General features: G+C 66.7%; 24 protein-coding genes. 6 read left to right on the top strand and 18 right to left on the bottom strand.

Translation table 11 applies throughout. The features are described from left to right. Positions 1–200: 200 nt before the first annotated feature. From BKE09_RS21720 to moaA, 14 genes are all read right to left on the bottom strand, one after another. Complete coding sequence (locus BKE09_RS21720; RefSeq protein ID WP_014037437.1) at positions 201–1,532, bottom strand: nitrate/nitrite transporter; 1,332 nt, start codon at positions 1,530–1,532, stop codon at positions 201–203. 23 nt (positions 1,533–1,555) lie between these two features. Next, positions 1,556–2,455 (bottom strand): peptidylprolyl isomerase, encoded by a 900-nt coding sequence (locus BKE09_RS21715; protein ID WP_075678011.1) that lies wholly within the window; start codon positions 2,453–2,455, stop codon positions 1,556–1,558. Positions 2,456–2,458: 3 nt separating this feature from the next. After that, positions 2,459–3,166 (bottom strand): respiratory nitrate reductase subunit gamma, encoded by a 708-nt coding sequence (gene narI / locus BKE09_RS21710; protein ID WP_010485313.1) that lies wholly within the window; start codon positions 3,164–3,166, stop codon positions 2,459–2,461. Further along, positions 3,163–3,843, bottom strand: coding sequence for a nitrate reductase molybdenum cofactor assembly chaperone (gene narJ, locus BKE09_RS21705; protein WP_075678009.1), 681 nt, complete (start codon positions 3,841–3,843; stop codon positions 3,163–3,165). The genes narI and narJ overlap by 4 nt, the downstream gene beginning before the upstream one ends. Continuing rightward, positions 3,843–5,387 (bottom strand): nitrate reductase subunit beta, encoded by a 1,545-nt coding sequence (gene narH / locus BKE09_RS21700; RefSeq protein WP_075678007.1) that lies wholly within the window; start codon positions 5,385–5,387, stop codon positions 3,843–3,845. Before narH ends, narJ begins: the two co-directional genes overlap by 1 nt. Continuing rightward, positions 5,387–9,181, bottom strand: coding sequence for a nitrate reductase subunit alpha (locus tag BKE09_RS21695; protein ID WP_075678005.1), 3,795 nt, complete (start codon positions 9,179–9,181; stop codon positions 5,387–5,389). Before BKE09_RS21695 ends, narH begins: the two co-directional genes overlap by 1 nt. A 72-nt stretch (positions 9,182–9,253) precedes the next feature. Beyond that, positions 9,254–10,672 (bottom strand): NarK family nitrate/nitrite MFS transporter, encoded by a 1,419-nt coding sequence (locus tag BKE09_RS21690; protein ID WP_075678003.1) that lies wholly within the window; start codon positions 10,670–10,672, stop codon positions 9,254–9,256. A gap of 145 nt (positions 10,673–10,817) precedes the next feature. After that, positions 10,818–11,183 carry a hypothetical protein gene (locus BKE09_RS21685; RefSeq protein ID WP_075678001.1) on the bottom strand — a complete coding sequence of 122 codons (366 nt, stop codon included), beginning with the start codon at positions 11,181–11,183 and terminating at the stop codon, positions 10,818–10,820. Continuing rightward, positions 11,180–11,722: a molybdenum cofactor guanylyltransferase gene (locus BKE09_RS21680; protein WP_075677999.1), complete on the bottom strand. Its 543-nt coding sequence runs from the start codon at positions 11,720–11,722 to the stop codon at positions 11,180–11,182. Before BKE09_RS21680 ends, BKE09_RS21685 begins: the two co-directional genes overlap by 4 nt. A gap of 108 nt (positions 11,723–11,830) precedes the next feature. After that, complete coding sequence (locus BKE09_RS21675; protein WP_075677996.1) at positions 11,831–12,331, bottom strand: molybdenum cofactor biosynthesis protein MoaE; 501 nt, start codon at positions 12,329–12,331, stop codon at positions 11,831–11,833. 3 nt (positions 12,332–12,334) lie between these two features. Then, positions 12,335–12,595 carry a MoaD/ThiS family protein gene (locus BKE09_RS21670; protein WP_005416856.1) on the bottom strand — a complete coding sequence of 87 codons (261 nt, stop codon included), beginning with the start codon at positions 12,593–12,595 and terminating at the stop codon, positions 12,335–12,337. Then, the gene (glp, locus tag BKE09_RS21665) at positions 12,595–13,848 is read right to left on the bottom strand and encodes a gephyrin-like molybdotransferase Glp (RefSeq protein ID WP_075677994.1); all 1,254 of its coding nucleotides are present in this window, start codon (positions 13,846–13,848) and stop codon (positions 12,595–12,597) included. Before glp ends, BKE09_RS21670 begins: the two co-directional genes overlap by 1 nt. After that, a complete protein-coding gene (gene moaCB, locus BKE09_RS21660) occupies positions 13,848–14,843 on the bottom strand; it encodes a bifunctional molybdenum cofactor biosynthesis protein MoaC/MoaB (RefSeq protein ID WP_012511280.1) in 996 nt (331 codons plus the stop codon). Before moaCB ends, glp begins: the two co-directional genes overlap by 1 nt. An 8-nt stretch (positions 14,844–14,851) precedes the next feature. Beyond that, positions 14,852–15,832 carry a GTP 3',8-cyclase MoaA gene (gene moaA / locus BKE09_RS21655; protein ID WP_075677992.1) on the bottom strand — a complete coding sequence of 327 codons (981 nt, stop codon included), beginning with the start codon at positions 15,830–15,832 and terminating at the stop codon, positions 14,852–14,854. Positions 15,833–16,026: 194 nt separating this feature from the next. Between moaA and BKE09_RS21650 the strand changes: the two genes are divergently transcribed. Then, positions 16,027–16,431, top strand: coding sequence for a ribonucleotide reductase subunit alpha (locus BKE09_RS21650; protein ID WP_075677990.1), 405 nt, complete (start codon positions 16,027–16,029; stop codon positions 16,429–16,431). Here BKE09_RS21650 and BKE09_RS21645 read toward each other — a convergent pair. Next, positions 16,425–16,754, bottom strand: coding sequence for a hypothetical protein (locus tag BKE09_RS21645; RefSeq protein ID WP_075677988.1), 330 nt, complete (start codon positions 16,752–16,754; stop codon positions 16,425–16,427). The genes BKE09_RS21650 and BKE09_RS21645 overlap by 7 nt on opposite strands. Before the next feature lie 570 nt (positions 16,755–17,324). Here BKE09_RS21645 and BKE09_RS21640 point away from each other — a divergent pair. After that, positions 17,325–17,699, top strand: coding sequence for a hypothetical protein (locus BKE09_RS21640; protein WP_075677986.1), 375 nt, complete (start codon positions 17,325–17,327; stop codon positions 17,697–17,699). A 118-nt stretch (positions 17,700–17,817) separates the two neighbouring features. Here the strand turns inward: BKE09_RS21640 and arsH are convergent, their stop codons facing one another. Then, positions 17,818–18,546, bottom strand: coding sequence for an arsenical resistance protein ArsH (gene arsH / locus BKE09_RS21635; RefSeq protein WP_075677984.1), 729 nt, complete (start codon positions 18,544–18,546; stop codon positions 17,818–17,820). A gap of 17 nt (positions 18,547–18,563) precedes the next feature. Between arsH and BKE09_RS21630 the strand changes: the two genes are divergently transcribed. From BKE09_RS21630 to BKE09_RS21615, 4 genes are all read left to right on the top strand, one after another. Beyond that, a complete protein-coding gene (locus BKE09_RS21630; protein WP_075677982.1) occupies positions 18,564–18,893 on the top strand; it encodes a winged helix-turn-helix domain-containing protein in 330 nt (109 codons plus the stop codon). A 15-nt stretch (positions 18,894–18,908) separates the two neighbouring features. Next, positions 18,909–19,412 (top strand): arsenate reductase ArsC, encoded by a 504-nt coding sequence (locus BKE09_RS21625; protein WP_075677980.1) that lies wholly within the window; start codon positions 18,909–18,911, stop codon positions 19,410–19,412. A gap of 14 nt (positions 19,413–19,426) precedes the next feature. Then, on the top strand, positions 19,427–20,458 hold the full coding sequence (arsB, locus tag BKE09_RS21620; protein WP_075677978.1) for an ACR3 family arsenite efflux transporter: 1,032 nt from the start codon (positions 19,427–19,429) through the stop codon (positions 20,456–20,458). A 161-nt stretch (positions 20,459–20,619) separates the two neighbouring features. After that, complete coding sequence (locus BKE09_RS21615) at positions 20,620–20,967, top strand: RcnB family protein (protein WP_075678341.1); 348 nt, start codon at positions 20,620–20,622, stop codon at positions 20,965–20,967. A gap of 50 nt (positions 20,968–21,017) precedes the next feature. Here BKE09_RS21615 and BKE09_RS21610 read toward each other — a convergent pair whose 3' ends face one another. Beyond that, positions 21,018–21,335, bottom strand: coding sequence for a hypothetical protein (locus tag BKE09_RS21610; RefSeq protein ID WP_075677976.1), 318 nt, complete (start codon positions 21,333–21,335; stop codon positions 21,018–21,020). A gap of 17 nt (positions 21,336–21,352) precedes the next feature. Then, entirely contained in the window at positions 21,353–21,676 is a 324-nt protein-coding gene (locus BKE09_RS21605) for a hypothetical protein (protein WP_075677974.1), read from the bottom strand. Positions 21,677–21,823: the final 147 nt, after the last annotated feature.

Genomic DNA, 21,823 nt, shown 5'->3' with positions numbered 1-21,823 from the left:
CAAGCGTGGCGCATCTGATGGTTCCTGCCGGCCAGCGGCCGGCACTACCCTTTCACCCGCTACCCGGTAGTGCCGGCCGCTGGCCGGCAACCCCCTCCACCCACCGCGCACCACCCCGGTAGTGCCCGCCGCTGGCCGGCAACCCCCTCCACCCACCGCGCACCGTCCCGGTAGTGCCGGCCACTGGCCGGCAACCCCGTTCACCTGCCGCGCACCCGCTCGGCGGCGGCCGCATCGATGGCTTCGGGCAGGTCGGTCTCGCGGTCAATCTGCGGGAAGTGGCGGCGTTCCATGCGGCGGATCGCAAAGTGCATCCACGCCAGTGCAGCCGCCACCAGCACGAACAGCAGCATGAAACAGCTGCTCCAGATGCCCACGGCATCGTTCAATGCCCCGAACACGATCGGCAGGATGAAGCCGCCCAGGCCGCCGATCATGCCGACCACACCGCCCACCGCACCCACGTGCTGCGGGTAGTACACCGGAATGTGCTTGTAGACTGCGGCCTTGCCCAGCGACATGAAGAAGCCCAGCACGAACACCAGCACGGTGAACATCACCACGCCGATGGCCAGATGGAAATGGATCGGGCCATGGATGCCCTTCACCACGTACTCGGTATCCGGGTAGGCCAGCAGGAAGGTGCAGATGGCCGACACGCCGAAGGTCCAGTACATCACCCGGCGCGCGCCCATCCGGTCCGACATCCAGCCACCGACCACGCGGAACAGGCTGGCCGGGATCGAATAGCACGCCGCCAGCATGCCGGCGTGGCCCACGTCCATGCCGTAGGCGCCCACCAGGTAGTGCGGCAGCCACAGCGCCAGCGCCACGAAGCCGCCGAACACGAAGAAGTAGTACAGCGAGAATCGCCAGACCTGCAGGTTCTTCAGCGGTGCCATCTGCTCGGCGAACGGCACCGGCTTCACGCCCTCGCGGCGGCGCTGCTCCAGCGACGGATCTTCCTTGCTGAAGAGGAAGAACAGCACCGCCGTGACCGCCAGCGCGACCGCCCAGACCTTGGCAACCATGGTCCAACCCGCGGCCACCATCACCAGCGGCGCCAACAGCTTGGTCACCGCCGAGCCGATGTTGCCGGCACCGAAGATGCCCAGCGCAGTGCCCTGCTTGCTGGCCGGGAACCACTTCGACACGTAGGCCACGCCCACCGAGAAGTTGCCGCCGGCGATGCCCACGCACAGCGCGGCGATCAGGAACTGGGTGTAGGTCTGCGCATAGGTCAGCATCCAGGTGGCCACGGCGCCACACAGCATCACCAGCACCATCACCTTGCGGCCACCGAACTGGTCGGACCAGATGCCGAGGAAGACGCGGCTGACCGAACCCGTCAGCACCGGCGTGGCGATCAACAGGCCGAACTGGGTGTCATTCAAGCCAAGCTGTTGACTGATCTGGATGCCGATGATCGAAAAGATCATCCACACCGCGAAGCACACGGTGAAGGCGAACGTGCTCAGCCACAGCGCACGTTGCTGCTGCCCGGCACTGGCGGGGGCAAGGGCCTGGTTCATGAATTCTCCTCGTTCAAGGGGGTTCAGCCGATATCCGCTTCGGCTTCGATCTCATCCAGCCCGCGCACCGGGTAGCGTTCCTGCAGCTGCAGCAGGTAGGCCTGCACCTCGCGCTGCCGTACCTGCAGCTCCAGGTAGTCACGCAGCTGCGGCAGCACGGCCTCGAACGGCTGCGGCTGGCCTTCCTCGCGGGCATCGACGCAGACCACGTGGTAGCCCCAGCGCGATTCCACCGGGAAACCGGCCAGGCCCTCGCGCAGGCGGAACACCTGGCGGTCGAACTCCGGCGTGGTCTGCCCACGCTGCAGCCAGCCCAGGTCGCCGCCCTCGCTGCGGGAGGGGCAACGCGAATGGCGCAGGGCGAAATCGGCGAACAGGTGCGGCGACTCCTTCAGCAGTCCGACCAGCCGCTCGCCTTCGGTGCGTGCGGCGAAGCGCCCGGCCACGTCGTCGGCCGGCGCGGCCAGCAGGATATGGCGCAGGCGCACGCGATCGGGCGAGCGGAAGCGCTCCGGGTTCTGTTCGAAGTAGCGGCGGCAGTCCTCGTCGGTCGGCACGCGGTCTTCGATCGCGTCTTCCAGCAGCTGCTGGATCAGCACTTCCTCGTCGCTGACCCGGTTGCCCTCCGGCGCCTGCAGGCCCAGCCGCTGCGCCTCCAGGCGCAGCAGCTCGCGCACCACCAGCGCACGTGCCGCTTCGGCACGTGACTGTTCCGGGCGCATCGCCCGGTGGTGCTGCATCTCGCGGGCGATGTCGGCCTCGCTGATCGCGGTCTCGTCCACGAACAGCCGGCACGGTGCCGGCTGCCCGAGCGAGCGCGGCCCCTGCGCTTCCGCGTCGTGGTGATGCGAATGCGCCTCGGCAGGAACCGGCGCGGCGGAGTCGATCACGGTGATCGGCAGGAATTTCGGCAGGCTGCCCATGGCTTACTCCCGCGGCCCGTAGCGCAGCGTGGCCTGGCGGCGGCGCACCACCTGGTAGGGCCTCCACAGGTAACTGATCGGAATGCTCCACACGTGCACCAGGCGGGTGAACGGCGCGATCAGGAACAGGGTCAGGCCCAGGAAGATATGCATCTTGTAGACCCAACTGACGCCCTCGATGTAATCAGCGGCACCGGCACGGAAGGTCACGATGTGCTGCGCCCATTCGGCCAGCTGCACCATCACCCCACCGTCCAGGTGGCCGGACGAGATGCGGATGCTGTACAGGCCCAGGCACAACTGGGCGAACAGCAGCACCAGCACCAGTGTGTCACCGAAGCTGCCGGTGGCCCGTACCCGCGCGTTGAACAGGCGGCGTACCAGCAGGATGCTGATGCCGATGAAGCACAGCGCGCCGAACACACCACCGACCACCATCGCCAGCATCTGCTTCTGCGACGAGGTGATGAAGTGCTCGTACACCGCGTGCGGGGTCAGCAGGCCGACCAGGTGGCCGCCGAGGATGGCCAGGATGCCGATGTGGAAGCAGTTGCTGCCGATCCGCATGCCCTTGTCCGACAGCATCTGGCTGGAGCCGGTGCGCCAGGTGTACATGGCCTTGTCGTAGCGGGCCCAGCTGCCGATCAGCAGCACCGCCACGGCGATGTACGGGTAGTACTGGAAGGCGAATTGATGCAGGGAGTAACTCATGGCTGGACCTCTCGATGCGAAGGACGGGCCGGCGAACGCACGGGCGGCTTGCAGTCTTCGGCAGGGGCTTCGGCGCCGAAGCGCACCGCCTCCTCCTCCCACAAGCGGTCCATGGCCTCGGCGGTATCGTCGCGGACTTCTTCGCTGGCACGCTGGCGCAGCGCCTGCAGATCGGCCTTGCCGTCGCCGGCTTCGACCAGGATCTCGAACAGCACCCGGTGCGGCAGCTCACGCTCGGCGGCACGCGCCGCCAGCATCCCGGCGATATGGCCGATGTGGTGCAGCCACTCGCGGGCCTCGCTGCCGGGGCGATGGGCCAGGAACTCCAGCAGCAGCGGCAGGTAATCCGGCAGCTCGCGTGCATCCAGTTCGAAGCCGTTGCGGCGGTAGGTTTCGACCAGATCGACCATGGCCTGGCCACGGTCGCGCGACTCGCCATGGATGTGCTCGAACAGCAGCAGGCTCATCGAGCGGCCGCGGTCGAAACTGGCCAGCCACGCCGCCTGCGCATCCAGCGCATCGGTGGCCAGCAGCTGCTGCACGAAGCTGCGCAACTGCTGGCGGCGGGCGGCGTTCAGCGCCGGGTCGTCGCAGGCGGCGAGCAGTTCCTCGCCGTGCTGCCACAGTTCTTCACGTGGGTAATCCAGCAACACCCCGACCAGCTTGAGCACGCTCATCACACCACCTCCTTGCGGCGGTGGTTCGGTCCCTTGTCCACCACGAAGGTGGTGGTCTTGCGCTGGCCGAACAGGTCGGCCGGGCTGTCACCATTGCAACCGTTGCCGAAGGTGAAGCCGCAGCCGCCGCGCTCGCCGAAGGCATCATTGGCGTACTCGCGGTGGCCGGTCGGAATCACGAAACGGTCCTCGTAGTTGGCGATGGCCAGGTAGCGGTACATCTCTTCCACCTGGGCGATGCTCAGCCCGGTCTGTTCCAGCACGGCGGTATCTTCCACGCCGTCCACGTTCTTGGCCCGGCGCCAGGCACGCATCGCCATCAGCCGCTCCAGCGCGCGTACCACCGGCGCCTCGTCACCGGCCGTCAGCAGGTTGGCCAGGTAGCGCATCGGAATGCGCAGCGACGCCACGTCCGGCAGCTCGCCGCTCATGCCCACCCGGCCACGCTCGGCCGCCGACTGGATCGGCGACAGCGGCGGCACGTACCAGACCATCGGCAGCGTGCGGTACTCCGGGTGCAGCGGCAGCGCCAGCTTCCAGTCGATGGCCAGCTTGTAGACCGGCGACTGCTTGGCCGCGTCCAGCCAGCTGTCCGGGATGCCCTCCTTGCGCGCGGCAGCGATCACCGCCGGGTCGTTCGGGTCCAGGAAGATGTCCAGGTGCGCCTGGTACAGGTCCTTCTCGGCGGCCACCGAGGCGGCCTCGGCAATGCGGTCGGCGTCGTACAGCATCACACCCAGGTAGCGGATGCGACCCACGCAGGTCTCCGAGCACACGGTCGGCTCGCCCATCTCGATGCGCGGATAGCAGAAGATGCACTTCTCCGACTTGCCGCTCTTCCAGTTGTAATAGATCTTCTTGTACGGGCAGGCCGACACGCACATGCGCCAGCCACGGCACTTGTCCTGGTCGATCAGCACGATGCCGTCTTCCTCGCGCTTGTAGATCGCGCCCGACGGGCACGCCGATACGCACGCCGGGTTCAGGCAGTGCTCGCACAGGCGTGGCAGGTACATCATGAAGGTCTTCTCGAAGGCGCCGTAGATTTCCTTCTGCACCTGGTCGAAGTTGTAGTCACGCGAGCGCTTGCTGAACTCCGAACCGAGGATTTCCTCCCAGTTCGGGCCCCACTCGATCTTCTGCATGCGTTCGCCGCTGATCAGCGAACGCGGCCGCGCGGTGGGCTGGTGCTGGCTGTCCTTGGCGGTGTGCAGGTTCTGGTAGTCGAAATCGAACGGCTCGTAGTAGTCGTCGATCTGCGGCAGGTCCGGGTTGGCGAAGATCTTGGCGAGCATGCGCCAGCGGCCACCGGCACGCGGCACCAGCTTGCCGGCGCGGGTACGTACCCAGCCGCCGTTCCACTTGTCCTGGTTCTCCCATTCCTTCGGGTAGCCGATGCCCGGCTTGGTTTCCACGTTGTTGAACCAGGCGTACTCGACGCCTTCGCGCGAGGTCCAGACGTTCTTGCAGGTGATCGAGCAGGTATGGCAGCCGATGCACTTGTCCAGGTTCAGCACCATCGCGATCTGTGCACGGACCTTCATCACACCACCTCCTTGGCAGCGGCCGGTACGGCCTCGCCCGTCGCTCCTGCGCGTCCTGCGCCCGCGACACTCGAACTTCCTTGTTCATCGTCAAGCCAATCGATCTTGTCCATCTTGCGCACGATCACGAACTCGTCGCGGTTGGTGCCGCAGGTGCCGTAGTAGTTGAAGCCGTAGGCCAGCTGCGCGTAGCCGCCGATCATGTGGGTGGGCTTGAGCACGATGCGGGTCACCGAGTTGTGGATGCCGCCGCGGGTCCCGGAAATCTCCGAGCCCGGCACGTTGATGATGCGTTCCTGGGCGTGGTACATCATCGCCATGCCCGGCATCACGCGCTGGCTGACCACCGCACGCGCGGCAATCGCACCGTTGACGTTGAACAGCTCGATCCAGTCGTTGTCGACGATGCCGGCGCTGCGCGCGTCGTCCTCGCTGATCCACACGATCGGGCCACCGCGCGACAGCGTCTGCATGATCAGGTTGTCGCTGTAGGTGCTGTGGATGCCCCACTTCTGGTGTGGCGTGATCCAGTTCAGCACGATCTCCTTGTTGCCGTTCGGGCGCTGGTTCAGCAGCGGCTCCACCGTGCGCGTGTTGACCGGCGGCCGGTAGCCCATGAAGGCCTCGCCGAAGTCGATCATCCACTCGTGGTCCTGGTAGAACTGCTGGCGGCCGGTCACCGTTCGCCACGGAATCAGCTCGTGCACGTTGGTGTAGCCAGCGTTGTAGCTGACGTTGTCGTCCTCCAGGCCCGACCAGATCGGCGAGGAGATGATCTTGCGCGGCTGTGCCTGGATGTCACGGAAGCGGATCGCCTCGTGCTCCTTGCCCACCGCCAGGTGGGTATGCTCGCGGCCGGTGAAGGTCCCCAGCGATTCCCAGGCCTTCACTGCCACGTGGCCATTGGTCTCCGGCGCCAGGTGCAGGATCACCTCGGCCGCATCGATCGCGGTCGAAATGGCCGGGCGACCCTGGCTCACGCCCGCGTCGTGCACGGTGTGGTTGAGCTTGCCGAGGAATTCGACCTCGTGCTTCGTGTCCCAGCTCATGCCCTTGCCACCGTTGCCCAGCGTGTCCAGCAGCGGGCCCAGCGAGGTGAACTTGCGGTACAGGTTCGGGTAGTCACGCTCCACCACCGTCATCGACGGCATGGTCTGGCCCGGGATGGCCTCGCACTCGCCCTTCTTCCAGTCGGCCACGCCGAACGGCATGCCCAGCTCGTTCGGAGTGTCGTGCAGGGTCGGCACCAGTACCAGGTCCTTCTCCACGCCCAGCACGCCTGGCGCCATCTCGCTCACGGTACGGGCGACCTCCTTGAAGATCTCCCAGTCGCTGCGCGATTCCCACGCCGGGTCCACCGCCTTCGACAGCGGGTGGATGAACGGGTGCATGTCCGAGGTGTTGAGGTCGTCCTTCTCGTACCAGGTCGCGGTCGGCAGCACGATGTCCGAGTACAGCGCGGTGGTGCACATGCGGAAGTCGAGCGTGACCAGCAGGTCCAGCTTGCCTTCCGGTGCCTCGTCACGCCACGTCACTTCCTCGGGCTTGATCGCCCCCATCTCGCCCAGGTCCTTGCCCTGCAGGCCGTGGCGCGTGCCGAGCAGATGCCGCAGCATGTACTCGTGGCCCTTGCCCGAGGAACCGAGCAGATTCGAGCGCCAGATGAACATCATCCGCGGGTGGTTCTGCTGTGCATCCGGATCGGCGAAGGCGAAGTCCAGCGAGCCGTCCTTGAACTTGCCCAGCGCGTAGTCGGCCGGGGCAACGCCCGCCGCGTCCGCCTCGCGTACCAGCTGCAGCGGGTTGCGGTCCAGCTGCGGCGCACAGGGCAGCCAGCCCATGCGCACCGCGCGCAGGTTCAGGTCGGCCAGGCTGCCGCTGTACTTGCTCGCGTCCGCCAGCGGCGACAGGAGTTCGTCCACCTGCAGCTTCTCGTAGCGCCACTGCCCGGTGTTGAAGTAGAAGAACGACGTACCGTTCATGTGGCGCGGCGGGCGGCTCCAGTCCAGGCCGAACGCCAGCGGCTGCCAGCCGGTCTGCGGGCGCAGCTTCTCCTGGCCCACGTAGTGCGCCCAACCACCACCGGTCTGGCCCACGCAACCGCACATGATCAGCATGTTGATCAGGCCGCGGTAGTTCATGTCGTTGTGGAACCAGTGGTTCATGCCCGCGCCGACGATGATCATCGAGCGGCCATGGGTCTTGTCGGCGGTACGCGCGAATTCGCGGGCGATCTCGATCACCTCGGCACGCGACACGCCGGTGATGCGCTCCTGCCAGGCCGGGGTGCCCGGCACCATATCGTCGAAGCTCGATGCCACGTTGCCGCCGCCAAAGCCACGGTCCACGCCGTACTGGGCCAGCAGCAGGTCGTAGACCGTGGCCACCAGGGTCTCGCAACCGTCGGCCAGGGCCAGGCGACGCACCGGGATGTTGCGCTCAAGCACGTCGTCGGCCGGCGCCGCGGTCCAGCCGTCGGTCTCGATGCCACCGAAGTACGGGAAGCTCACCGCTTCGATGCCCTCATGGCCATCGGCGAGGCTCAGGCGCAGGCGTGTATCGGCGCCCTTGCTTTCCTTCTCTTCGATGTTCCACTTACCCTTCTCGCCCCAGCGGAAGCCGATCGAGCCGTTCGGCACCACGATCTGGCCGCTGGTCTCGTCATAGGCCAGCGTCTTCCAGTCAGGGTTGTTGGCTTCACCCAGCCCGCCCAGTTCACTGGCACGCAGGAAGCGGCCCGGCACCAGGCGGCCGTCGTCGCGGCGCTCCAGGCGCACCAGCATCGGCATGTCCGAGTACTGGCGGCAGTAGTCCTGGAAGTACTGCGAGGGCGAATCGACGTGGAACTCGCGCAGGATCACATGGCCGAAGGCGAAGGCCAGCGCCGCGTCGGTGCCCTGCTTCGGGTGCAGCCAGTGGTCGGTCAGCTTGGCCAGCTCGGAATAGTCCGGGCAGATCGCCACCGTCTTGGTACCGTTGTAGCGCGCCTCGGTGAAGAAGTGCGCATCGGGCGTGCGCGTCTGCGGCACGTTCGAGCCCCAGGCGATGATGTAGCGGCTGTTGTACCAGTCGGCTGATTCGGGCACGTCGGTCTGCTCGCCCCAGATCTGCGGCGAGGCCGGCGGCAGGTCGCAGTACCAGTCATAGAAGGACAGGCAGGCGCCGCCCAGCAGCGACAGGTAGCGCGCACCGGCCGCATAGGACACCATCGACATCGCCGGAATCGGCGAGAAGCCGACCACGCGGTCCGGGCCATACTGCTTCACCGTGTACAGGTTGGAGGCGGCGATGATCTCGTTGGCCTCTTCCCACTGCAGGCGCACGAAGCCGCCCATGCCACGGCGGGTCTTGTACGAACGCGCCTTTTCCTTGTCCTCGACAATGCTGGCCCAGGCATCAACCGGGGCCTTGCTCTTGCGCGCTTCGCGCCACAGGCGCAGCAGCGTGCCGCGGATCAGCGGGTACTTCAGCCGGTTGGCGCTGTACAGGTACCAGGAATAGCTGGCGCCACGCGGGCAGCCACGCGGTTCATGGTTGGGCAGGTCCGGGCGCGTGCGCGGGTAGTCGGTCTGCTGGGTTTCCCAGGTGACCAGGCCGTTCTTGACGTAGATCTTCCAGCTGCACGAACCGGTGCAGTTCACGCCGTGGGTGGAACGCACGATCTTGTCGTACTGCCACCGGGCGCGGTAGCTGTTTTCCCAGTCACGGCCTTCGCTCTTGGCGAATCCGTGGCCATCGGCAAAGGTCTGGGGGTCACGCTTGAAGAACTGCAAGCGATCGAGGAAATAGCTCATCGGGGGTCTCCCTTTGCGGACATCGGCATCGTGGCTGTGTGTGTCATCTGGCTGCGGTGCGTTTTCATGTCGTCAGCAGGGTGTCTCGGCACCGCGCCGGTAGTACCACCACCAGGTCACGGCCAGGCAGGTGACGTAGAAAACAACGAATCCGTACAGCGCCATGTCGGGGCTGCCGGTCAAGGTGATGGACGAGCCATAGCTCTTGGGAATGAAGAAGCCGCCATAGGCACCGATCGCACCGGAGAAACCAACCACCGCGGCCGACTCGATGCTGGCCTGGTGCGCGGCCGTGGCCTTGCCTTCGGCGTTGTCGTTGGCCGACCAGCGCTCATGCAGGGTGCGGAAGATCACCGGAATCATGCGGAAGGTGGTGCCGTTGCCGATGCCACTAAGCACGAACAGCGCCATGAAGCTGAGCAGGAAGCCGTAGAAGTTGCCGCCCTGGCCATCGCTGGGCAGGAAGTGCAGCACGCCGAACACGGCCGCGATCATCAGCGCGAACACCCAGAAGGTCAGGCGTGCGCCACCCCAGCGGTCGGCCATGCTGCCACCCACCGAGCGCATCAGTGCACCCAGCAGCGGGCCGATGAAGGCATAGGCCAGCGGGTTCACGTCCGGAAACTGGCTCTTCACCAGCATCGGGAAGCCGGCCGAGAAACCGATGTAGGAACCGAAGGTGCCGATGTACAACCAGCACATCAGCCAGTTGTGCTTGCGGCGGAAGATCACCGCCTGCTCGGAGAACGACGAGCGGGCACTGGTCAGGTCGTTCATGCCGAACCAGGCCGCGACGGCGCACAGCGCGATGGCCGGCACCCAGATGAAGCCGGCGTTCTGCAGGAACAGCGGCGCCCCACCCTCCACCGCGGGCTGCGGCGCACCACCCAGCGCACCGAACACGCCCACGGTGATGACCAGCGGAATCACCGCCTGCGCCACCGACACGCCCACATTGCCCAGGCCGGCGTTCAGGCCCAGCGCCAGGCCCTGCTTCTGCTTGGGGTAGAAGAAGGAGATGTTGGACATCGACGACGAGAAGTTCGCACCGCCGAAGCCACACAGGATCGCGATGGCCACGAACACCCAGTACGGCGTGGCCGGGTCCTGCACCGCAAAGCCGAGCCAGAGCGTCGGCGCCAGCAGCGAGGCGGTGGACAGCGCGGTCCAGCGGCGGCCGCCGAAGATCGGGATCACGAACGAATAGAAGATGCGCAGGGTCGCGCCGGACAGGCTGGGCAGCGCCACCAGCCAGAACAGCTGGTCGGTGCTGAAGTTGAAGCCGATCTTCGGCAGGCTGATCGACACCGCCGAGAACAGCACCCAGACCGAGAAGGCCAGCAGCAGCGAGGGGATCGAGATGACCAGGTTGCGGGTGGCGACCCGCTTGCCGGTGCGCTCCCAATAGCCGGGGTCCTCCGGCGTCCAGTCGCTGATGACGCGACCGGGACTGGCAGTGCTGCGGACAACAGGATCGCTACCGACGGTCATACATGGCTCCAAGGCTGTGGAATGACGTGGGTACTGCGTTTCAAGTTGTGACCCGTCGTCATGCAGCCATTAGGCCGCGCAGCAACTACGACGGGGTTGATCTGGATCAATCAGGGGCCGGTTTCCACCGTGCCCCTGACAAATGTCAAACCGGTGAAGCGGTGTTGCGGCGGGTCACCCCGCGCTGGCGCACGCTGTCGCGCACGTCCACATCGAACTGCAGCTGAAGCTGGCTGCCATCTTCCAGGGCGATGTCGAATGGCAGGCCATCCCGGCACGGCAGCCGCGCCGCCAAGGCCTCGACTGCCGGGCGCGGCAGTACCAGGCGGCAGAAGGTGCCGCCGTCCAGCAGCACGGGCTGTTCACCGCCATGCAGCGACACCGCCATGCCCCAGCCTTCGATACCGCCGAAGCGGGTCATGTTCTCGACCGATTCACCGGCCAGCAGGCGCGCCAGCTCGGCCTCGTCCAGGCGAAGCCGTACCGATTGGTCCTGCAACTGCACTTTCATGACGCAACATCCTCCCATTGTTCGGGGGTATTGCAGTTGACCAGCCCGGCCTCGTCAACCGGCGCCAGAGCCACGGAATTCACGCCAAGACGACGCTGCAGGGCCTGCAGCGAGCGCGGACCGTCCGGGTCATCCAGCATCGATCCAAGTACGTTGCGACAAGCATCGTCTATATCCACCAGCATGGGCAGGGGGTGGCCCACAAAGATCGTGCATGGACCGCGATGGCCGTCACGCAATTGCTGCAGCAATCGCGGCGGCAGTAGCGGCGTATCCACCGGCACCACCCAGGCCGGGCCATCGGGCATGCGCATCGCCACGCTGTAGAGCCCGCCAAGCGGCCCGCAACGTGCCACGCGGTCCGGCACGCCGCCGAACGCCGGGTAATTTCCGCTGACCCAGACCTCGCGTGCACCAGCCTGCGTCAACAGGCCACGCATGTGTTCCAGCAGCGTGCGGCCCTGCCACGGCAGCAGTGCCTTGTCGCGGCCCATCCGGGTGGACAGGCCACCGGCCAGCACGATGCCGTTGATGCTCATCGCAGTAGAGCCACGCCATGCGTGGCTGCGCCGGCCGGATGCGCGGGAAAGCCCTCATCCACGCATGGCGTGGATCTACTGAACCCCGCGCCGCCCTGAAGGGCGGGGTCAATGCCCGTGGTCGTGCGCATGGTCATGGGCATGTGCGGGTTCGCTGTCCGCGTGGCACAGGCTGCAGCCCTCGCTCCACTCGCTGTCGCCGTCCTCGTAATGCTCCTGCTTCCAGATCGGGCACTGGTGCTTCACCACCTCGATCAACTGCCGGCAGGCCCGGAACGCCTCGTCACGGTGCGGGCTGCCCGCCGCCACCACCACCGCCACATCGCCAATGCCCAACCGGCCCTTTGCGTGAGCCACATACAGCTTCAGCTTCGGTCCAAACGTAGCCTCAACCTCGGCGGCCAAGCGCTTGAACTCGTTCAACACCAACGGTTCGAACAGGTCGTAGGTGATCCCGGTCACCGGCCGGCCGATGTTGACGTCGCGCACCTTGCCGATGAACACATCGATGCCACCGAAACCCGGATCGGACACCGCCGCGATGCCCTCGGCCGGATCGATCGCCGCCTGCGCGCGGTCCACCACCTTGGCGATGATCTTCTCGCTCATCGCTTAGCCCCCGCTCACCGGCGGCAGGATCGCCACCCGGCCATCGTCGGGCAGCGCCTCGTGGTCACGCAGCACGCGTTGCTGGTCGGCAAACGCCGAGTAGTCCAGCAGGCCCGCGCGGAAGCCCGGCCAACGCAGCGGCAGCAGTTCGCGCAGCGCCTGGCGCAGATCGGCCACGGTGCCACCGGCCACCTCCACCGCGATCTCGCGGCTGGCATCCAGATCGGAAAACGCACCAAACAACTGCAGATTCACCTGTTTCATCATGACTCCTGGCTCGCCAGCTGCACCGGGTCATGGTGACCCCAGCCCTGCACGCGCACGTAGGTACCAGCGCTGGCCAGGTCACCCTCGGCCTCCAGCACCACCCAGGCGTTGGCCTGCAGCATGGACATCAAACGGAACGACTCCTGCCCGGACAGCACGCGCGCACTCAGACGCCCCTGACCGTCCACTTCCACCCGCGCCCGCGCGTGGAAGCGCAGGCCCGGCGGCTTGCGCACGTCGGCCTGCAGCGGCAGCTGCAACATGACTTCCGGCGCCAGCCCCAACAGGCGGCGCAGCACCGGCTCGACGAAGAAGCGCTGGCCCACGGCAGCGGAGACCGGGTTGCCCGGCAGGCCGAAGTACAGCACACCATTGGGCAGCACCGCGAACAGCAGCGGCTTGCCCGGGCGGATCGCCACCTTGTGGAAGACGATGCGCGCACCACGGCCGCGCAGCGCATCGGGAACGAAATCGTAGCGACCAGCCGACACCGCGCCGGTGCTGATCAGCACCTGCGCGCCAGCGCCCAGCGCCTCATCCAGCACCGCATTGAACGCGGCCACGTCGTCGCCCACCGTACCCTGCCAGACCACCTCGGCACCGGCGGCCTGCAGGCGGCCGACCAGGTACGGCCGGTTGCTGTCACGGATCTGCCCGGATTCCAGCGTCTGCGCCGCCTCGGTCACCAGCTCCTTGCCGGTGGCGATCACCGCAGCCTTCGGCCGTGCCACCACCGCCACCTGGCCCACGCCGATGGCATGCAGCAGGGTGCGCGCATTGATATCCAGCACCTGCCCGGCCTGCAGCACGCGCTCGCCGTCGCTCACGTCCTGGCCGCGCAGGCGCACGTTCTGGCCCGGCTTCACCGTGCCCTTCAAGGCGATGCGGGTCGGGCGGCCATCCTCGCTGGCGAGGACGTCCACGTTCTCGACCGGCACCACCGTATCCAGCCCAACCGGCATGCGCGCACCGGTCATGATTTCCCAGGCACCCTCGCCGCCTTCGGCGCCGGCATCGCCGGCCGCCTGCCAACCCTGCACGGCAAATTCGGTACCGGCTTCGAACGTCGCGCCGTTGGCGCGCAGCGCGAAACCGTCCATCGCAGAATTGTCGAACGGCGGCAGCGACTGCCCACTGATGATGTCACTGGCCAGAGTGCGGCCGCCGGCCTCATGCAACGGCAGGCGCTCGGCCGGCAGCGGCGTGGCCGCATCCAGCAGGTGCTGCAGGGCTTCGCTGTAGGCAATCATCAGTGGCCACCACCATCGACCATCGCCAAAGCGTGGCCCAGCACCGGCGCCAGAATATCGAGGCACTGCGCCGCCGCCTTCGGGCTGCCTGGCAGTGCGAACACCAGCATGTTGCCCAGCTGCACCACCTCGGCGCGGCTCAGCCAGGCCATCGGCGTGTGCTGTGCGCTCAGTGCGCGCACCATCTGCGCCAGGCCATGCACCGGCCGTGCGTTCAAGGAACGCAGCGCCTCCGGGGTCAGGTCACGCGGGCCCAGCCCGGTACCGCCGGTACACAGGCACAGACGCACGCCCTCGGCCGCCAGAGCCTGAAGGCGGCCCGCCAACGGCTCGATACCATCGGGCAACACCTCGGCGGCCACCACCTCGCCGCCCAGCTTTTTCACGCCGGTCACCAGGGTCGGGCCAGACACATCTTCATAGGTGCCCTCGCTGGCACGATCACTCAGCGTGATCACCGCACAGGCCGCGCCCTCCAGGCCCTTCGGCGCACGCGGCTTGAACCGCGCGCGCTCGGCATCGTCCATGCCATCCGGGTGCAGCCACACACCGCGCTTGCCGCCTTCCTTGAACAGCAAGCGGATGCCTTCGATGCGCAGCGCCGGTTCCACCGGCTTGCTCAGGTCGTACAGGGTCAGCAGCGCCGCGTTGACGCCAGCCAGTGCCTCCATCTCCACGCCGGTGCGCGCCTCGCTGGCGCACTCGCACCACACGCGGATCGCCTGCCGCTCCGGCACCGCCGCGCAGAACACCTGCACCAGCTCCAGCGGAAGCGGGTGGCACAGCGGCATCAGCATCGAGGCCATCTTGGCGCCCTGCAGGCCGGCAATCTCGGCCATCACCAGCGCATCGCCCTTGGGCAGGCGGCGCTCGACGATCAGCGGATAGGCCACCGGACCGGCATGCAGCTCGCCCACCGCCACCGCACGGCGGCGGGTGATGCGCTTGTCGCGGACATCGGCCATATGGAAGGCCGCATTCAATTCCCCACTCATCGTGTTGCTCATCCTCCGATGGAGGCCAGGTGCGGGGTCAGCCCGGTCTGGCCCTGGTGCAGTCCATGCCCGGCCGCTTTCAGGCCAAGCTGTGTGGTGATGCGTGCCAGCAGCGCGTCGTGGTCATCGTCGCTCTGCAGCAGCGGGCGCAGCGGCACGCCGAACTCGCCGAACAGGCACAGCCGCAGGTCGCCCTTGGCGGTCACCCGCAGGCGGTTGCAGCCCTTGCAGAAGTCACGCGAATACGGGGCAATGATGCCGATGCTGCCGCGATGGTCCGGATGCCCGAACTCGCGCGCTGGGCCGGCATCGGCCGCGCGCGGACGCTCGTGCCAGCCGGCCGCCAGCAGCTGCTCGATCACCAGGTCGGCGCGCAGGTGGTGGCGCTGGAAATAGGCTTCGTTGTCGCCGGTGCGCATCAGTTCGATGAAGCGCACGCTGAAGGGGCGGTCGCGCAGGTAGTCCATCCATTGCGGCAGCTCGTCGTCGTTCAGGCCACGCAGCAGTACCGCGTTGAGCTTGATCGCCGGCAGGCCCAGCGCCTGCGCCAGCGCCAGGCCCTGTTCGATCTCCGGCAGGCGGTCATGCCCGGTGATGGTCCTGAAGCGTTCGCGCTGCAGGCTGTCCATGCTCACGTTCAGCGCGGTCAGGCCGGCGCGGTGCCAGCCCGGCAGGCGCCGCGGCAGCAGCGTGCCATTGGTGGTGATGGCCACCTTACGGATGCCCGGCACCGCCGCCACGGTGGCGATGATCTCGTCCAGGTCCTTGCGCAGGCTGGGCTCGCCGCCGGTCAGGCGGATCTTGCTCATGCCCAGCGCGGCGAACGCACGCACCAGGCGCGCGATTTCATCCACCTGCAGGAAGCGCGGGCGGCCATCGGCCTGGTAACCGTCGGGCAGGCAGTAGCTGCAACGGAAGTTGCAGGCTTCGGTCAACGACAGGCGCAGGTACGGAAAGCTGCGTCCGAAACCGTCGGTGAGTTGGCTCATGGCTGGTCCACCTTGTTGCTCCACCGTCTTGCCTGTGCCCGGAACGGCCCGGAAACCCTCGTCTGCTGGAACGATTGCCAGAGTACGCGGCAGTCAGTTCCATGGGCATGACTTAAATCAATCGTCTTCGGCCCCGCGCTGCAGGCGTTATGGCAGCATGCGGCTTTCCGTGCAGCGGGCGTGTGACAACCCTCATGATGATGAACGATTTCCAGCAGCTGCTGCACGCCGCAGGCCAGCAGGCTGAACCGCAACGCTTGCTGTTCGTATTCGTGCGCGCCGAGCTGCCCGAATCGCCCACCAGCGACCAGCGCGACCGGCATGACCGCCGCGAGGGCGGCACCCTGTCGCCGGTGCTGTGCGTGGACAAGCTGCCGGCTGAGGTGCCCAGCTTCCAGGCGCTGGCGACCGAATCGACCACCACCGGCATCGACTGGGATCTGGTCTTCGTGGCCGCGCTGGACGGCCGCGCCGGTTTCGCCCCCAACAGCGACGAAGCTGCGCGCCCGCTGCAGCTGATGGTCAACGCCATCCACGACGGTCAGATCGGCCGCTTCGCCGCCTTCGACCGGGGCGGCGAGCCTGTTCAGTTCTATTGAGCCACCAGCTGCAGGGTCAGGAAGAAGATCACCAGCACGGTGTTCAGCCCCCAGGCCACGGTCAGCCCGCGCGCGGCCACGCCCAGGTTGGGGGTGCGCGCGGTGGGCGCCGCCCGCCAGACCGCCGGGATGATCCAGCCGGTATAAAGCAGCAGCACGGCAAATACCCCCAACAGCAGCGTGGTGCGTTGGTTGGCCAGGGCCCAGAGGGCTACCGCCCACAGAATGTTGCTGGGAATGACGCCCTGCAGCCAGAACACACTCCACAGGCGGGAACGGCCCTGGGTGTCGGGGGTTGGGTGCAGCGAAGCGGTCGCGGTCATAAGTCTCCTTCTGTTTAGGAAACATGCTGAACAAGCCTGCGCTTGGTGGCTGGGAACGTCAACCCGAGTCGCACATCACGCTTTGACGGCTGTAGAGGCGAGCCATGCTCGACTCAGGCCCTCCCCACAAAGCCTGTCGCCATCGCCCCTCCCCCGATGTTCCCCAACGTCCCCCAACCTCGACACCTGTCGCAGATTGCACAGTTCGGGCGGATCACCACGCCAGCCAGCGCTGGCAGTGCGTAACAGCGTGGGAGAATGCCGAAAGCGTCTCCAATCGAGTGATGTTTGCAACTCTTCTGATTGGCATAGCACAGCGCCAGGGGCTCAGATGGCGTGCCACCGGAAAAGGGTGGCCGGGCTTCGAATCCCGTGTTGGCCTTGAGTAAGTGCGCTTGCCAGCCGGCGTCACCATGCGTGGCGCCGGCTGGCAATCCGTCTGCCGGCTATGGCGGGCGGTGCGTTGGGGGCGTTCGCGCCCGCCGGCTTGAGGCCAACCCGGATTCGAACCACGTACCGCCCGCCACCTTTCGGGTGGCGGCTACCGATTGCCCTGCACGGAGCCTTGCCATGAACGAATCGGACTTTCCGCATCTGCACGCCTACCGCAGTACCGCCCGCGACGACGGTTCGCCACCGGCTGCGCCTGCGGTTGACCGGAACACCTTCATTGCCAACCTCAACCGCATCGGCTCCGGAGCGGCGGCCGATGGCCAACCCTGGCCGGAGCGGCATCAACTGCCCGGGCGCTGCCTGGCCCTGGCCGATGCCGATTGCGCGCTGAACGGATTGCGGGTGGTGCTGGAAATGCTGCTGGCGGCGGAACGCACCCGGCAGAACGGCGAACCCGGGCAGTACGTGGGCGACCGGGTGATGGAGGGGTTGGTCATGGCCTGCCAGTCGTTGTGCGCGCAGGCGGTGGGGCGGTTGCAGCCCGAAGGGTGATTGGCAGAGTGCAACCTCCACCCGCCTGGTGCGGAAACCGGCGCTTTGTCGGGTACTGGAAGCCCAGCAGCCCGCGCCAGCTACCTGAGCGGGAACCACGCGCGATTCGGCATCTGCCTTAGACGCCGGTTGCTCCCGCCGCCCGCGCCAGCTCCGCCGCCAACGCATCGCCCTTGCGCTCGCTGTAACGATCCACGAGGTAGTCGGCACGGCCACGGGTCAGCAGCGTGAACTTCACCAGTTCTTCGACCACATCCACCACACGATCGTAATAGGGCGAGGGCTTCATCCGCCCGTCTTCGTCGAACTCCTGCCAGGCCTTGGCCACCGACGACTGGTTGGGAATGGTCAGCATGCGCATCCAACGGCCCAGTACCCGCAGCGTATTGACCGTGTTGAACGACTGCGAACCGCCGCAGACCTGCATCACCGCCAGCGTCCTGCCCTGGGTCGGCCGCACGCTGCCGTCTTCCAGTGGCAGCCAGTCGATCTGGTTCTTGAACACGCCGGTCACCGTACCGTGCCGCTCCGGGCTGACCCACACCTGCCCTTCCGACCAGTGCGACCACTCGCGCAGCCGCTGCACTTCCGGGTGCTCCTTGTCCACGCTGTCCAGCAGCGGCAAGGCATGTGGATCGAACACGCGCGTTTCGCAGCCCAGATGCTGCAGCAGGCGTTCGGCCTCCAGTGCCAGCTTGCGGCTGAACGATTGCGGCCGCAGTGAGCCGTACAGCAGCAGGATACGTGGCGGCCCCTGGCGTTCGGCCGCCAAACGCTGGTGATCAGGCTGGGGAAGGGAGGCTTGCCTCAGATGGGGCAGCGAAGGACTTGTGGTCGGCTTATTCATTCGACTATTCTAGAAATATGGAAACATCAAATGCAATCACTGCGCTTACCGCGCTCGGCCACGCCACCCGCCTGGCAGCCTTCCGCTTGCTGGTCGAAGCCGGCCCAGCCGGTCGCATGGCCGGCGACATTGCCGCAGCGCTCCAGGTTCCTCCCGCCACCCTCAGCTTCCACCTGAAGGAGCTGGTACAGGCCGGCCTGGTCGAGAGCGAGAGCCAGGGCCGCCACGTCTGCTACCGCGCGAATTTCAGCGCAATGACCAGCCTGATCGAGTACCTCACGCACAACTGCTGCGCCGGTTCGCCCAGCGAACAGTGCGCACCGTCGGGCAATCCCTGCAGCTGCTGATACGGAAACGCCTTCATGTCCCGCTCCATCCTGTTTCTCTGCACCGGCAACAGCGCCCGCAGCGTGCTGGCCGAAGCCACCCTGCGCGCATGGGGCGGCGACCGCTTCACGGCCTACAGTGCCGGCAGCCACCCGACCGGCCAGGTCAATCCGTTCGCGCTTGCACAGCTGCGCGCAGAAGGCATCCCGGTCGCGGGACTGCGCAGCAAATCCTGGGATGAGTTCGCTGATGCCGCCCCCATGGATCTTGTGATCACCGTCTGCGATGCGGCGGCAGCGGAAGCCTGCCCCGTGGTGTTCGGTGACTTCATCCGCAGCCATTGGGGCCTGCCGGACCCGGCCGAGGCAGAGGGCAGCGATGCCGACAGGGCCGCCGCCTTCGCCCACGCGCATGCCATCGTGAAGGCACGCGTGCAGGCCCTGCTGGCGCTGCCCGGGCACGTGTGGGAAGACCGCGGAATGCTCCAGCAGGCGCTGGACCAGATCGGCCACCTGCTGCCGGCAGCGCGCACACCATGAGCACAGCGGCACCCATGGGCCTGTTCGAGCGCCACCTGACGCTCTGGGTCGCGCTGTGCATCATCACCGGCACGCTGCTCGGGCACTTCCTGCCCGGTGCTTTCGCCTCCCTGGCGGCGGCCGAAGTGGCCAAGGTCAACCTGCCGGTGGCGGTGCTGATCTGGCTGATGATCATCCCGATGCTGCTGCGGGTGGATTTCGGTGCAATGCGCCAGCTGGGCCAGCACTGGAAAGGCATCGGGGTGACGCTGTTCATCAACTGGGCCGTAAAGCCATTCTCGATGGCGCTGCTGGGCTGGATCTTCCTGCGCCACGTCTTTGCGGACTGGCTGCCCGCCAGCCAGATCGACAGCTACATCGCCGGCCTGATCCTCCTGGCCGCCGCGCCGTGCACGGCCATGGTGTTCGTGTGGAGCAACCTGTGCCGCGGCGATGCCAATTTCACGCTGAGCCAGGTGGCACTGAACGACGCGATCATGGTGGTGGCCTATGCACCCGTGGTGGCGCTACTGCTGGGGCTGTCGGCCATCACCGTGCCGTGGGATACGTTGCTGCTGTCGGTCGTCCTGTACATCGTGGCGCCGGTGCTGGTGGCCGCGATGCTGCGGCGCTGGATCCTGTCACGCCATGGCGAATCCGGGCTGCAGACGGCGCTGCGCCGGCTGGGGCCACTGTCACTGTCGGCACTGCTGCTGACGCTGGTGCTGCTGTTCGGGTTCCAGGGCCAGCAGATCGTGCAGCAGCCGCTGGTGATTGCGTTGATCGCGGTCCCGATCCTGATCCAGGTCTATTTCACCTCCGGCCTGGCGTACCTGCTCAACCGGCGCCTGGGTGTGGCGCATTGCGTGGCCGGGCCGTCGGCGCTGATCGGCGCCAGCAACTTCTTCGAACTGGCGGTTGCGACGGCCGTGGGCCTGTTCGGTGTCCACTCCGGTGCGGCGCTGGCTACGGTGGTGGGAGTGCTGATTGAAGTCCCCGTGATGCTTTCTGTGGTGAAGATCGTGAACCGGTCACACGACTGGTATGAGGCACGCGAGCGCGCCTGAGGCGGCCATGCCGGAGGCGGCGGCGTCGCGCCCGAGCCGTCAGTTGCAGCGCAGTGGAAAGCGCCCTGCTGCGAAGGTGACAGTTCAGAAGTCCGTTCACGTTCATTGATCCATACTCCACGGCACCACGCCGCATGCAGCGGCAAGGCCCGGAGGATGCGATGAACACTGCACGCTTGTTCGCCATTGCGTTGACCACGGCTGCCGCGCTGGCCGCGGCATCCGCCTTCGCCGATCCGCCGCACAATGCGCGCGGCAACGGGCCACCGCCGCACGCCGGTGGCCCACACAACCGTGATGCACCGCCGCCGGGCTGGCAGAAGAAGGCCTGGCGTCGCGGCGAGCGCCTGCCATGGGCGGAAGTGGACCGCCGCTACTGGGTGGACGATTACGCGCGCTATCACCTGCGCGAGCCGGGCCGCGACCGGCGTTGGGTGCGCCAGTCCGATAACGAGTACCTGTTGGTGGAGATCGCCACCGGTTTGATCATCGACGCGCTGCATCGCTGAAGCGACTTGCTGCGTCTCCACACGCGGCGAATTACCCCGGTGCAGACACCTTACGACCGGGGCCGACCCGATCGTCGGTGCTTGCGCCCACGGCGCCGCACCTGCTTGCGAGGCGGCCCGGCATTCATGCCGGGCCGCAGTGCAATACTCCCGCACATCAACGCCGCAGCAAAGAGCCCCATCGCCACCAGCAATTCGAATCCGCGATCACCAAAGAGCAGGCGGATGGAGATCTCCAGTGAGCACAGCCTGCCGCAGCGCAGGCCCTGCTCGTTGAAGCCATAGATGAGCACCAGTACACCCATCAGCCCGCACAACGCCATCAGGGCCAGGCTTGCGATGAAAATGAAAGGTCGATGGATGCGCATGCGCTCGTCGCGGTCTTCTAGGGCGATGTCCAGCGCGACGTTGCAAGCACGCGATCGGAAGCATCCAGCTCCACCGACCAGGCTTCGGTATCCAGGCCCAGCCGGTTCTCATACCACCATCGCTGCGCACAGCGACCACTGCATCCCCTGCTGGCATAGCGGGTAAAGGGAGCACCGGCGTGCTCCACCACGTCAGGTTGCCCCAGCGCCCGGAGTACTTCGGCCTTGCCCGCCCCCGCCGGAACCGAGGCAAGCGCATGGGAATGCCACGCTGAGATCGCCGAGCAACCGGCAACGTACGCCACGAACAGGCCGGCAAGCCCCCACATCAGCGTCTTCATTGACGGATCCCCTCCTGCGCCGCGCGCCCGCGCATCATCCGCGCAGACCTTCTTCAACGTCAAACCGGCCTGTTGCGGCGCCCGGCATCCGTGTTAGCGTGCGCCGTCAAACTCTCCATGAGGTGCAGGATGCGCAATGGAATGCGA

It is taken from the genome of Stenotrophomonas sp. TD3, from assembly GCF_001939825.1.
Classification (GTDB): domain Bacteria; phylum Pseudomonadota; class Gammaproteobacteria; order Xanthomonadales; family Xanthomonadaceae; genus Stenotrophomonas.
This window is presented reverse-complemented; position numbering and strand designations above follow the sequence as displayed.